Below are 12,045 nucleotides of genomic sequence, written 5' to 3' on the forward strand. Positions count from 1 at the left end.
TCCTTTTTCATTTGGCCATCATCACAACCGGGACCACGTCTGATGCGCGCAAATCGCGTGTTCACATCCTTTAACCAGCAGCTTGTCCCCCTGCAACGTCATCTGTGGCACCGCATCCACGTTGATCAACGGGACCCAGAATTCGCCGCCGCCGTATTTTCCACCGCCTTCACCGGCCACGTCCCAGAACAGTTTCTTGCCGATATTCGGGGTTTGGACTTCTTTGCCTGAAGCGTCATAGGCCGAAAGGATCCGACCGCAGAACTTGTCCCCACACGCCGTGATTTTGATGTGCGAAATCAGGTTCTTGCGGTCAGGTTCAGTCTTCCAGACACCCACGATGGGATCTGCCACCACAATAACGGGCAAACAAATCGCGATCACAATAGACGATAGTCGTGATTTCAGCCGCTTCATCATGACAGGCACCCTCCTGGTTTAGTGTATTTTACCCTGTTTCGCTCCAAGTTTGGATCTTCAGGCCGCCTCCCCGTCCGATTGCTGCCGGTTCCACAATTGGGCATACCGCCCCGACCGCGCCAGCAACTCGTCATGCGTGCCCTGTTCGATGACCTCGCCCGCTTCCAGAACCACGATCCGGTCCGCTTCGGCAATGGTGCTGAGGCGATGGGCAATGGTGATAACCGTACGACCCTCTCCCGCGCGCGCCAGCGCATCCTTGATGTCCTGCTCGGTATCCGTGTCCAGGGCCGAGGTCGCCTCGTCCAGCAACAGGATCGGCGGGTTCTTGAGCAAAGTCCGCGCGATGCCGACTCTTTGTTTTTCACCACCTGACAGTTTGAGCCCCCGTTCACCGACCATAGTGTCGTAGCCTTCGGGCAGCGAGGTTATGAAATCGTGAATTTGCGCAGCTCGGGCGGCGGCCTCGACCTCCTCCGGGGTGGCGTCGTCACGGCCATAGGCAATGTTGTACCGGATGCTGTCGTTGAACAGTACTGTGTCCTGCGGCACAACGCCGATGGCCGCGTGCAGGCTGGACTGCGTCACATCCCGCACATCCTGCCCGTCGATCTTCAAGGCTCCTTTGGTCACATCGTAGAACCGGAACAGCAGCCGCCCGATGGTTGATTTGCCAGAACCGGTTGCCCCGACGATGGCCACGGTCTGCCCGGCAGGAACGGTCAACGAAACACCTTTGAGGATCTCTCTTTCAGGGTCATAGCCGAAATGCACGTCGTCCAGCGTGACTTCGCCGCCATTCACCTTGAGGTTGGGCGCACAGGGTTTGTCGGTGACCTCGGCGGGCTGTTCAAGCAGATCGAACATCTGGCCCATATCGACCAACGATTGCCGGATTTCCCGATAGACCGTCCCCAGAAAATTCAGGGGTACAGTGATCTGGATCATGTAGGCGTTGACCATGACAAAGTCGCCCACTGTCAGGTTCCCGCTCTGAACCCCGATTGCAGCCAAAACCATCACACCGATCAAACCACAGGTGATCAGGAATGACTGGCCAAAATTCAGAAATGCCAGCGAATAAGCCGTTTTCAACGCCGCCCCGGCATAGGCTTTCATCGACACATCATATCGTTCAACTTCGCGGGCTTCGGCATTGAAATACTTGACGGTTTCGAAATTCAGCAGGCTGTCGATGGCGCGCTGATTGGCTTCGGTGTCCTGATCGTTCATCTCGCGCCGAAGCTTCACCCGCCATTCGGTCACGGCAAATGTAAACCAGATATACAGGCCGATTGTGACGGCGACGACCACCAGATACCAGACATCGAACAGCCACATCAGGATGATCGCCACCAGCAGCAGTTCCAGGATCAGCGGCCCGATCGAGAACAGCAGAAAGCGCAACAGGAACTCGACGCCCTTGACACCCCGCTCGATGATGCGGCTCAGCCCTCCGGTACGGCGGGACACGTGGTAACGCATCGAGAGGTTGTGAATATGCCGAAAGGTCTCAAGCGCCAACGCCCGCAGGGCCCTTTGCCCTACGGGCGCAAAGGCCGCATCCCGCAGTTGTTGGAAACCCACGGTCAGCATCCGCGCCACGCCATAGGCAACCGTCAGCCCGACCGCGCCCAGCGCCACCGGCGGCACGCCTTCACCTGCCAGGGCGTCAACGGCACCTTTGTAAAGGATCGGCGTATAGACCGCGATCAGCTTGGCCAGAACCAGCATGACCATGGCAATCACCACGCGGCGCTTTACCCATGGCTCATCCTGTGGCCAAAGATAGGGTGCCACTTTGCGGATCGTGCGCCAGCCCGAGCTTCGTTCGTCGCGCGGCGCCGTATCGTCCGGGGTCATAGTAGGTGTTCGTCTCATCACGTACCTTAACTGCGGTCAGAGATTGACCCCGGCCCGCTTGGGCCAAAGGCGATGCTTATTCAGGTATGGTGAAGACCTGCCCCGGATAGATCAGATCCGGATCGCGGATCAGGTCGCGATTGGCCTCGAACAGCCGTACATACAGGACCCCATCGCCAAACCGATCGCGCGAGATGGCCCACAGCGTGTCGCCCCGTTGAACCGTAACCGAACGGATTGCAGCTGCTTCGCCCTGCGCGTTGGCTTGGCTGGCCGCCACGGCGGCATCCAGCACTTCAACCGGCTCTCGCTTGAACGGCGTTTCGACCCGGCTCAGCACCGTCCCGTCCGTATTCACCGCGTCCACGCGCAGCGTGTAGACACCCGGATCAATCCCCTCCAGATCGCTGCGCCAGGATCCATCCTCTTTCGGGTCGAGATCGGCAACCAGACGATTGTTCAGGTACAGTCGAACGGCTGCACCGTCCTGCACACGTCCTGTAAACTGAACATTGCCGGTATCAGAATATCCGATGGTATCCAGTGCGATCTGATCGGGGGGCGTATCCCGCACCACAGGCGGCTGCACCAGTTCAACCCCTTCTTCGCCGGACCGCAGCACCGCAATCTGCTGATCCGGTTCGGGTGTCTGTGTCGGCAAGTCGGCGGTTTGCGTTTCCTCGGCTTCCGGCACTGTGCTTTCGGTTCCGGTCACGTCAGCTTTTGGCGCTGGAACTTCGGTCGTCGTTTCGGGCTCGACATCTGCATCGGCCGTCGCGATCGTGGCGTCTTCGGCATCGGCCGGCGTGTCCGGATCGGATGCCGGCGATTCTTCAGGTACAGGCGCTTCTTCGACCGGCTTTGGCAATGCCGCAATTAGATAGTCGTCGGACTGTGTGATCCGTTCGCCATCCTTGCTTTGCAGGACCAACCCCTGAGCCGCATCGCTGAACGGGATCGAAACGAATTCGGCAAACTGGCCGCTGCCGTCCACGGTAAAGCTGTGCAGGGGTTCGCCGTTCAGCAGCACCTCGATCCGGCTGCCGGGCTCGGCATCGCCGGACAACAGCGCCGTGCCATCTGGCTCAACAAATATCTGATCCAGCGCCGGAGGGGCCGCTGGCTGGGGCGCGGTATCATCCGTCTTGGCAACGGCAGTATCTGCGTCAGAGGCGTCGGCCGTTTCACTTGTGTCCTCGGCAGGCTCGGTCGAGGGCCCTTCATCCGCAGGAGCCGCCTGTTCAGCCACTTCCGGTTTCGAAACCTGCGCATCCTGCCCTACAGGTTCCGGGGCTACGGCAGAGGCGGTTTCCTGCGGAGTGCTCGGCTCGGGCGTTTTGGTGAAGACGCCGGACAGATACAATCCACCCGCGCCCAATATCGCAACAAGACCCGCAATCACCCCCCAGATGAAATTGCCCGAGCTTCCGTTTCCCGATTTGGCGTCCATTATTTTCCTTTCACTCCGACGGGCAAAAGCTTTGCGTTGAAAAGCTTTCCGACGGACAGTTGAGCCAATCTATCAATCCCGCTATCACGGGTCAAAACCCCTGACACAACCCCGGAGCCCCTCTTTGATGTCTCAGAAATCAGTCTGTGTGTACTGCGGGTCACGCAATGGAGCCGAGAAGGCTTATTCTGAAACTGCACGGCAGTTCGGCAGCCTGCTGGCGCAGGAAGGCTGGCGGCTGGTCTACGGAGCCGGAGATGTCGGTTTGATGGGTGAAGTGGCCCGCGCCGCGCAGAATGCCGGTGGTGAAACTTTCGGCGTCATTCCGGTGCATCTGGTCAAGCGCGAGGTCGGAAAAACGGATCTGACCCATTTCGTGATCACCGAGACAATGCACGAGCGCAAGAAGGTCATGATCATGAACGCCGACGCCGTCGTGGTTCTGCCAGGCGGTCCGGGGTCGCTGGACGAGCTGTTCGAAGCGCTGACATGGCGCCAGCTTGGCCTGCATGACAAGCCAATCGTCGTGGTCAATGTGAACGGCTATTGGGACGCGTTGCACACATTGTTGGATCAGGTGATCGGGCAAGGCTTTGCCGACACGTCTTTGGCGGATTTCATCACCTGGGTCGAAGACGCCGATACTGCCATGATCGCCCTGCGTGACACGCTGACCTGAGGATGGGAAACCGTGCGGGCGGTTGAACCGCCCGCCGTATTGATCAGGCCAGTCTGGCTTTGGGTTGCAGACTGTGGCGCACCACCTGTTCGACCTTGTGCAAAGGATGATTGGTCAGGGTCTTGTTGACCTCGGCCACGACCTTTCCCAGCACCTCGCTGTGCAACCGACGCCGCAACAGGCCCAGAACATGAGGGCTGGCCACCAGAACCAGCCTGTCATAAGCGCCTTTCAGCCCCTTGCGATTCAACAGGTTCGCCAGATCCTGCACGAACAGAGATTTTGCGTGCGCCTTCCACGTGGGTTCTTCAATTGCCGATTTCTGTTTTGGTCCGCCGTCGTTGCGACGACCTGCGCGGTCCGTCGGTTTTCCGGTCGGGCCGTCTTGTTCTTCGACAGCGACGACGACAAGGTTGGGATCGTCGGCGTCGGTGATATTCTCCATCACCAGCGCTTTCTCTCCATCTGCAACAATAACCCAAGTTCCCTGTGTAAGTGCGACCATTGCGATCTCCTGATTAGGTTGTGTTCTGGGTATCCCTCGACCTGCCGGACATGCGGGGTTGTTGACGCACGAACAGTGCGCAGCCCGATCATGGTTTGAATTGATATGCAGTTTCTCCCTCCGCCCTACAGAGATGTGTACTGGAAAACAGCAAACAAGATACCGTCATGCGGAAAGGGCGCGTATCGGCGGGTTTTCACCGGCTGGTCATCAACCCTTTAGGCGGACATCTCGACAACCGTGATTTCGGGCGTCACGCCCAGACGAACCGGCAGGATCGAACAGCCGATACCGCCCGAAACGACCAGATCGCGCCCATTTTCGCGTACATGGCCATAGGCATAGCGATTGCCGAATTTCGATGGCACCACAGGCGACCAGCCGAACAGGCGCACCTGGCCACCATGTGTGTGCCCTGAAAGCGTCAAGGCCACCCGCCCGGGCACTGTGGGAAACACATCGGGCTCATGCGCCATCATCACAACCGGAGCGTCATCGGTGATCTGCGCCAGAGTACCTTCCAGATCGTCCAATCCTTGCGGCTTGCCGTTGCGCCAGATCGCCAGCTGATCCTCGAGCCCGGCCAGCCAGATGCCCTGAGCTTCGAGTTTGATCGCGGCATTGGACAACACCGAAATGCCGTTCTGTTCCAGAATTTCGGCATAGCGATTGGGCCCGGACCCGCGCCGCTGAGCCGACCTGTCATCCCACCAGTCGTGATTGCCCAGAACGGCAAAGACACCATTCTTCGCCTCAAGCCCAGCAAGCACAGGGGCCAGGTCCTGCATCTTGACCGTGTCCGAGACACCTTTGTGGCTTGCAAAGAAATCACCCAACAGCAGGATCACGTCCGGAGCCAGCGCATTGGTTCTGCGGACCACCTGCTTTACGCGGTTCAGGCCGACATAGGGCTCGCCCACATGCATATCGGACAGTACGGCGATTCTGAGCGGCGGCGCTGTCCAGTCGTCCCGCTGAATGCGCCATTTGCGCACGCGCAACCGAACCGCGGGTTCAATGATGAACCCGTAGGCGGCCGTGACAAGGCCTGCCAGCGTCACCGCAAGCAGGCCCTTTATAAACCGACGTCGGTTCAATACGTTACATCCGCGATGCGACGTTTTCCCAGTTCACCAGATTGTCGAGGAAGTTCGACAGGTAGGCCGGGCGCTTGTTGCGGAAATCGATGTAGTAGGAGTGCTCCCAAACGTCGCAACCCAGCAGCGCGGTTTGACCAAAGCACAGTGGGTTCACGCCATTCTCGGTCTTGGTGACGGCCAGCGAGCCATCGGCGTTCTTGACCAGCCACGCCCAGCCCGAACCGAACTGACCCGCACCGGCGGCACTGAATTGCGACTTGAATTCATCTACCGAACCGAAGCTTTCGGTCAGCGCCTTTTCCAGCTCGCCCGGCAACTTGGACTCGCCCGGCCCCATCATTTCCCAGAACTGGTTGTGGTTCCACAACTGGCTGATGTTGTTGAAGATACCGTTTTGTGCCACGGCGTTTGCGTCGTAAGTACCAACGATGATCTCTTCCAGCGACTTGCCGTCCCATTCGGTGCCGGCGATCAGCTTGTTGCCGTTGTCGACATAGGCCTTGTGGTGCAGGTCGTGGTGATATTCCAACGTTTCCGCGGACATACCCTTGGCTGCCAGCGCGTCATGTGCATAAGGAAGATCAGGAAGTTCAAAAGCCATGTCGGCCCCCTGTTTAAATGTAAGTTGCGGTTCCCAAGGTTAAATGCTTTGGCAGCCGCCGCAGGTCAAGGGGCGTGACAAGAAAACCCGGAGGCAGGCGATGCTGACACAGGCGCGCAAGATGTTCTATCGCGCCCGCGGATATTATGCGGGCAATCTGAACGGCGAGCCGTTTCGTCTGGACCCGTACCATTCGAAATTCTGGCGCAAAGCCGCTGCGGGCGCTTGGGAACCTGAAACATTTGCAGTTCTTGACCGGTTCCTGTCTCCGCAAAGCGACTATCTGGACATCGGCGCGTGGATTGGCCCGACGGTGCTGTACGGTGCGCGAAGGGCACGGCATGTCTGGTGTTTTGAGCCTGACCCGACCGCGTTTCGGCATCTGGCATGGAATCTTGATCTGAACGGCATTCAGAACGTTTCGGCATTCGGGGTCGCCCTGTCAGATCGATTTGGCGTGGCACGCATGGCCTCTGTGCGCGGTGAACCCGGGGATTCCACCAGTTCGCTTCTGCACGACGGGGCGCATGGGTCTGACACGCTGACGATCGCCTGGGACCAATTCGAAAAAACAAACGACCTGTCACGGGTTTCGCTGGTCAAAATGGACATCGAGGGTGCGGAATTCATTGTTGCCCCCACTTTGTCCGCGTGGCTGAAGGAACGCCGCCCCGCCCTTCTTCTGTCTCTTCACGCACCTCTGCTTCCGGAAGACCAAAGGCACGAACGTGTCAGTGCGCTGATGGATGAACTGGGTTATTACGCAAAGCTGTCGGATGACAAGGCGCAGCCTGTAAAGACTTCGGACTTGCTGACCGAAGACGGCCTGAACCGTTTTCACACCGTTCTCTTGCATGGGTAGAACGTCTGGCGTTTTTTTCTTCGTTCACGCGAGGTCCCGCTTGCGGCATTGAGGTGTATCAGTTTGAGTGCACTTACAAAGAATCATACCCAAGTGGATAAAATGAAAAGACTTTTACCGATTGCAGTCGCCGCATTGCTTGCACAAACCGCTGCGGCAGAAACGGTTACCTATCATTGCAAGATGACCAAACAGGACGCCCATGGCTGGATTGCGCCAGAGTATGCGTTCCGGATCGACCCCGCCGCAGCTTCGGCGATGGCCGCAACGTCGTATCAGGATTGGGCCAAGGCAAAATTCAAAGACCGCGGCGCCAAGGGATATCGTATTATCTGGAATCTCGATCAAAAAATGGTTGCCGGCGGCAATGTCCGCGTTCGATATCAGGCGAACCTGAAAACAACCGACAATACGGTCGCCGTCCGCATGGCATTCGTTCAGGGAAATTTCGCGAACAAACCTTTCGGAGTCGGGACCTGTTCGACAGTCAAGTAAGAAAAAGCCCCGGATGAACCGGGGCTTTTTTGTTCAGTAGACCCCGACTTCACTGCCGGGCTGTGCTGCCACCTTGAGCAGTTTGAACACGTAATCCGCAGCGGAACGGAAGCAGACCACGCGGAAGGTCTGTTCATCATCCATCCAGAAAGCACCAGCCACCTGCGCCAGACGCGTGCGACGGATCTGGCCAGGCTGGAATGCATCCGCCGACAGATCGACAGGTGCGACCTTGCCCAGCACCTCTCTTGCGCTGGCACCAGAGACGCTGAAGACGGCGCGGGCATCCGAGACGTTGACCGCCAAAGCATGGGTGCCACTCAGGGCACCGACCATGTTGGCCAGTTTGGCTTCGACCTCGGCATAAGGCACCAGAACCAGCAACTCGTCTGTCGACATCCAAGCCACGCCGGTATCGCCAGTCACAAGCACCTGGCGCTGACCCGGCAGTTTCTGACCGGTTGCATCCTTGACGGCCTTGGCCAGCACCTTGTCGGACAGGTCGCCGCGCAGGGTTATCATGCCTTGCAGGCCGCATTCCTGGACCTTGGCGATGCCGTCATAGCTGGCGTGGTTCAATGCGCTGATGGGTTCAGACATTCTGCTTCTCCCCGTCCTTGTCATAAAAGATCGGGTCCACGATCTTGGCTTTGTAGGTTTTGCCGTCCGTGCCCGGGAACTCGACGATCTCGCCCATGCGGTCGGGGCCGTGTTTGATCAGCCCCATGGCGATGCCTTTGCCCAGATTGGCCGAGTAATATGTCGACGTCACACGGCCGATCATGTTGCGCTGACCGTTGGCGTTGACGCCCTCGCCCACCGCGTAAGCACCATCAGGCAGAACCGATCCGTCCACAGTCTCGAGACCGACCAGTTTCCAACGCTCAGGACCCGCCATGTGGCTGCGGGAATGAGCGCGTTTGCCCAGATAATCCTCTTTCTTCTTGGACAGCGCCCAGTGCAGCCCCAGATCCTGCGGGATCACGGTGCCGTCGGTCTCGTCCCCGATCATGATAAAGCCCTTCTCGGCCCGCAGGATGTGCAGACATTCGGTTCCGTAAGGCATGACGCCGAACTCTTTGCCTGCCTCCATCAAGGCATCCCAGAACGCCTGACCCTGGCTGGCCGGAACGGCGATTTCATAAGACAGCTCGCCTGAGAACGAAATGCGGTAGGCCCGGCAATCGAAGCCTCCGATCTTGCCATCGCGCCATTCCATGAAGGGCAGCGCCTCTTTGCTGACATCCATGCCGCCCAGCTTCTCCAGCACTTTGCGGGCGTTGGGGCCCACCACGGCGACCTGCGCGTATTGCTCGGTCACGTTGGCGACATAGACTTTCCAGTCCCACCATTCGGTCTGAAGCCATTCTTCCATTTGACCATGGATACGCTCGGCCCCGCCGGTGGTGGTGTGGCACAGCCACGTGTCCTCGTCGATGCGGGCGACAACGCCGTCGTCGATCAGGAAGCCGTTTTCCGAACACATCAGGCCATAGCGGCATTTGCCGACCTTCAGCGTGGACATCATGTTGGTGTACATCATGTCCAGGAACTTGCCGGCATCCGGGCCTTTGACGATCAGCTTGCCCAGCGTCGAGGCATCCAGCAGGCCAAGGTTCTCGCGGGTGTTCTTGACCTCGCGATTGACCGCGTCATGCACGGATTCGCCGGGGCGGACATAGGCATAGGCCCGGCGCCAGTGACCGACCGGCTCCCAGTCGGCGCCGTTCCTGTCGTGCCAGTTGTGCATCGGTGTCCGACGGATCGGCTGAAAGACCTCACCGCGGGCCTCACCGCCGATCGCACCCATCGAGATAGGCGTATAGGGCGGGCGGAAGGTGGTTGTGCCAACCTTGGGAATTTCGGATTCCAGCGCATCAGCAAGGATCGCCAATCCGTTGATGTTGCTCAATTTACCCTGATCTGTCGCCATGCCCAGCGTTGTATAGCGCTTGGTGTGTTCGACGCTTTCATACCCTTCGCGCGCGGCCAGTTGGACGTCAGAAACCTTGACGTCGTTCTGGAAATCCAGCCAGGATTTCATGCGCAATTGGACTTCTGCATTTGCCGGCATCAGCCAGACTGCTTCCATCGGCGCTTCGGCGGTTGTTTCCCCTGCGGGCGCCTTGGTGTTCTTGGGCTTGAAGCCAGCCGCCTTGGCGGCCGCCTTACCGGCCGCATGGGCGTCTGTCAGAACATCTTGCAACGCCAGAGGACCGTTGGACGCGCCAGCAGCAACAACGAACCCTTTGCCGTCGGCCCCCAGCGGCGGACGCTGAGGATCCGGCCGGAAATGCGCGTTCGCCTCATCCCAGATCAGCTTGCCCCCGCAATGGGACCACATGTGCACGACCGGAGACCAGCCGCCGGACATGGCGACTGCATCCGCCTCAACCTCTTCACGCGCGCCACCAACGCCTTCCTGGTTGCAGATGGCGACTTTCTTGACGCGCTTGCCGCCCTTGACCTTGGCAATGGCCTTGCCCGGATCAACGCGGATACCCAACTGGCGAGCTTCCTCTGCCAAAGGTCCGGCCGTTGCGCGTGCGTCAACAATGCGCAAAACATCCACACCTGCCTGTTTCAGGATAATCGCGGTGCGGTAAGCGTCATCATTGTTGGTGGCGACGATGACCCGATCGCCCGGAGTAACCCCCCAGTTCACGACATAATCGCGCATGGCCGAAGCCAGCATCACACCCGGAACATCGTTGCCAGCAAAGGACAATGGTCTTTCAATTGCACCCGTTGCAGTTACAATTTGCTTGGCGCGAATACGCCACAAGCGGTGGCGCGGGCCCTGCACGCCCGGCGTGTGGTCCGTCAGGCGTTCGTATCCCAACACATAACCATGGTCGTAAACACCCGCTCCCATGCAACGCGTGCGCATGATGACGTTGTCCATTGTTTCGAGTTCGGAAACCAATTGTTCCACGAACTTATCCACAGGCTCACCATCCACAGTGCCGCCGTCAACCGGAGCGCGACCGCCCCAATGCGCGGTCTGCTCGATCAGCAGGACCTTGGCACCGGATTGTGCCGCCGCCTTGGCCGCCTGCAAACCAGCCACACCGCCGCCGATCACCAGAACATCGGTAAAGGCGTAGAAATGTTCATAGGTGTCGGCATCCCGGTTGTCTTTGTCAGGCGCCTTGCCCAATCCCGCCGACTGCCGGATGAACGGTTCGTAGACGTGTTTCCAGAAAGGTTTGGGGTGGATGAACGTCTTGTAGTAGAAGCCGGCCGGCAGAAACCGGGCAAAGGTCGTGTTCACCGCACCGATATCATATTCAAGGCTTGGCCAATGGTTCTGTGAAATCGCGGTCAAGCCGTTGAACACCTCGGTCGTCGTGGCGCGCTGGTTCGGCTCGAACCGGTTGCCCTGCCCCAGGCCGACAAGCGCGTTCGGCTCTTCCGCGCCGCTGGCGACAACGCCGCGGGGACGGTGGTATTTGAACGACCGGCCAACCATCATCTGGTCATTGGCCAACAGGGCCGAGGCAAGCGTATCCCCCTCATAGCCCTGCATCGAGGTTCCGTTGAAGGTGAATGTGACCTTTTTCGACCGGTCAATCAGCCGGCCTTGTTTTGCGAGACGGGTGCTCATTGTGCGGGCCTTTCGCATGTGGAGGCGTCAAAGCCTCCGGCGGGAGTATTTTTGAAAAGATGAAGCATCAGGAGAACTCTCTCCACGTCCAGCCGGGCCGTTTGGCAGTGATGGCATCCTTGATGTCTTGCGGCGGCTCGGTGACCTGCGCGGAATAGGTGCCGAACACTTCGAGTGTCTGCGTGCAGCGCGCGGCGTGGAACCACTTGCCGCAGCCATTGGCGTGCCGCCAGCGCTCGAAATGAACACCTTTCGGGTTTTCACGCATGAACAGATAGTCGTGGAATTCGTCATCGGACGAGCCCGGACCGAAACGCTTCAGATGCGCTTCGCCGCCGGCGGCCAGTTCGGTTTCTTCGGCGTCTACGCCGCAATAGGGGCAATTCAGGATTAGCATGTTGTCATCCTTTTGGCGGTCAGTCGGCGCGGGGGCCGACCTGAATTCTGTTTTCTGGCACCTTCG

The 12,045-nt window shown here is 58.9% G+C and carries 12 protein-coding genes; 3 read left to right on the forward strand and 9 right to left on the reverse strand.

Annotated features, from left to right (window positions below):
* Nucleotides 1–21: 21 nt before the first annotated feature.
* The 3 genes from GS614_RS04050 to GS614_RS04060 form a co-directional block, all read right to left on the reverse strand.
* Nucleotides 22–420, reverse strand: a complete 399-nt coding sequence (locus tag GS614_RS04050) for a DUF2147 domain-containing protein (protein ID WP_171327965.1) — start codon at nucleotides 418–420, stop codon at nucleotides 22–24.
* Nucleotides 421–477: 57 nt separating this feature from the next.
* Entirely contained in the window at nucleotides 478–2,283 is a 1,806-nt protein-coding gene (locus tag GS614_RS04055; protein WP_171725558.1) for an ABC transporter ATP-binding protein/permease, read from the reverse strand.
* A gap of 76 nt (nucleotides 2,284–2,359) precedes the next feature.
* Nucleotides 2,360–3,733: a LysM peptidoglycan-binding domain-containing protein gene (locus GS614_RS04060; protein WP_171725559.1), complete on the reverse strand. Its 1,374-nt coding sequence runs from the start codon at nucleotides 3,731–3,733 to the stop codon at nucleotides 2,360–2,362.
* Between the two features lie 127 nt (nucleotides 3,734–3,860).
* On the opposite strand from GS614_RS04060, the gene GS614_RS04065 reads away from it, so the two are divergent.
* Nucleotides 3,861–4,412 carry a TIGR00730 family Rossman fold protein gene (locus GS614_RS04065; RefSeq protein WP_171115275.1) on the forward strand — a complete coding sequence of 184 codons (552 nt, stop codon included), beginning with the start codon at nucleotides 3,861–3,863 and terminating at the stop codon, nucleotides 4,410–4,412.
* Nucleotides 4,413–4,455: 43 nt separating this feature from the next.
* Here the strand turns inward: GS614_RS04065 and GS614_RS04070 are convergent, their stop codons facing one another.
* The 3 genes from GS614_RS04070 to GS614_RS04080 form a co-directional block, all read right to left on the reverse strand.
* A complete protein-coding gene (locus GS614_RS04070; protein WP_152458383.1) occupies nucleotides 4,456–4,917 on the reverse strand; it encodes a host attachment protein in 462 nt (153 codons plus the stop codon).
* Between the two features lie 218 nt (nucleotides 4,918–5,135).
* Nucleotides 5,136–6,014 (reverse strand): metallophosphoesterase, encoded by an 879-nt coding sequence (locus GS614_RS04075; RefSeq protein WP_171115272.1) that lies wholly within the window; start codon nucleotides 6,012–6,014, stop codon nucleotides 5,136–5,138.
* 4 nt (nucleotides 6,015–6,018) lie between these two features.
* Nucleotides 6,019–6,618 carry a superoxide dismutase gene (locus GS614_RS04080; RefSeq protein ID WP_171115270.1) on the reverse strand — a complete coding sequence of 200 codons (600 nt, stop codon included), beginning with the start codon at nucleotides 6,616–6,618 and terminating at the stop codon, nucleotides 6,019–6,021.
* Nucleotides 6,619–6,661: 43 nt separating this feature from the next.
* Between GS614_RS04080 and GS614_RS04085 the strand changes: the two genes are divergently transcribed.
* Both GS614_RS04085 and GS614_RS04090 read left to right on the forward strand, forming a co-directional pair.
* Entirely contained in the window at nucleotides 6,662–7,480 is an 819-nt protein-coding gene (locus tag GS614_RS04085) for an FkbM family methyltransferase (protein ID WP_253285280.1), read from the forward strand.
* Nucleotides 7,481–7,543: 63 nt separating this feature from the next.
* Entirely contained in the window at nucleotides 7,544–7,975 is a 432-nt protein-coding gene (locus tag GS614_RS04090) for a hypothetical protein (protein ID WP_171725560.1), read from the forward strand.
* A 33-nt stretch (nucleotides 7,976–8,008) separates the two neighbouring features.
* Here GS614_RS04090 and GS614_RS04095 read toward each other — a convergent pair whose 3' ends face one another.
* The 3 genes from GS614_RS04095 to GS614_RS04105 all read right to left on the reverse strand — a co-directional run bounded on the left by GS614_RS04095 (nucleotide 8,009) and on the right by GS614_RS04105 (nucleotide 11,979).
* Nucleotides 8,009–8,575, reverse strand: a complete 567-nt coding sequence (locus tag GS614_RS04095; protein ID WP_171725561.1) for a sarcosine oxidase subunit gamma — start codon at nucleotides 8,573–8,575, stop codon at nucleotides 8,009–8,011.
* The gene (locus GS614_RS04100; protein WP_171725562.1) at nucleotides 8,568–11,582 is read right to left on the reverse strand and encodes a sarcosine oxidase subunit alpha family protein; all 3,015 of its coding nucleotides are present in this window, start codon (nucleotides 11,580–11,582) and stop codon (nucleotides 8,568–8,570) included. Before GS614_RS04100 ends, GS614_RS04095 begins: the two co-directional genes overlap by 8 nt.
* Nucleotides 11,583–11,649: 67 nt before the next feature.
* A complete protein-coding gene (locus GS614_RS04105; RefSeq protein WP_152458389.1) occupies nucleotides 11,650–11,979 on the reverse strand; it encodes a sarcosine oxidase subunit delta in 330 nt (109 codons plus the stop codon).
* Between the last annotated feature and the right edge of the window lie 66 nt (nucleotides 11,980–12,045).

This window comes from Ruegeria sp. HKCCD6604, from assembly GCF_013110635.1.
In the GTDB taxonomy this organism is placed as follows: Bacteria; Pseudomonadota; Alphaproteobacteria; order Rhodobacterales; family Rhodobacteraceae; genus Ruegeria.

What these genes read in the sequence shown, in the direction of transcription:
- GS614_RS04085 (WP_253285280.1), top strand. Translation starts at nt 6,662, where the DNA reads ATGCTTTGGCAGCCGCCGCAGGTCAAGGGGCGTGACAAGAAAACCCGG.
- GS614_RS04095 (WP_171725561.1), bottom strand. Translation starts at nt 8,575, where the DNA reads ATGTCTGAACCCATCAGCGCATTGAACCACGCCAGCTATGACGGCATC.
- GS614_RS04080 (WP_171115270.1), bottom strand. Translation starts at nt 6,618, where the DNA reads ATGGCTTTTGAACTTCCTGATCTTCCTTATGCACATGACGCGCTGGCA.
- GS614_RS04050 (WP_171327965.1), bottom strand. Translation starts at nt 420, where the DNA reads ATGATGAAGCGGCTGAAATCACGACTATCGTCTATTGTGATCGCGATT.
- GS614_RS04105 (WP_152458389.1), bottom strand. Translation starts at nt 11,979, where the DNA reads ATGCTAATCCTGAATTGCCCCTATTGCGGCGTAGACGCCGAAGAAACC.
- GS614_RS04100 (WP_171725562.1), bottom strand. Translation starts at nt 11,582, where the DNA reads ATGAGCACCCGTCTCGCAAAACAAGGCCGGCTGATTGACCGGTCGAAA.
- GS614_RS04055 (WP_171725558.1), bottom strand. Translation starts at nt 2,283, where the DNA reads ATGACCCCGGACGATACGGCGCCGCGCGACGAACGAAGCTCGGGCTGG.
- GS614_RS04065 (WP_171115275.1), top strand. Translation starts at nt 3,861, where the DNA reads ATGTCTCAGAAATCAGTCTGTGTGTACTGCGGGTCACGCAATGGAGCC.
- GS614_RS04060 (WP_171725559.1), bottom strand. Translation starts at nt 3,733, where the DNA reads ATGGACGCCAAATCGGGAAACGGAAGCTCGGGCAATTTCATCTGGGGG.
- GS614_RS04070 (WP_152458383.1), bottom strand. Translation starts at nt 4,917, where the DNA reads ATGGTCGCACTTACACAGGGAACTTGGGTTATTGTTGCAGATGGAGAG.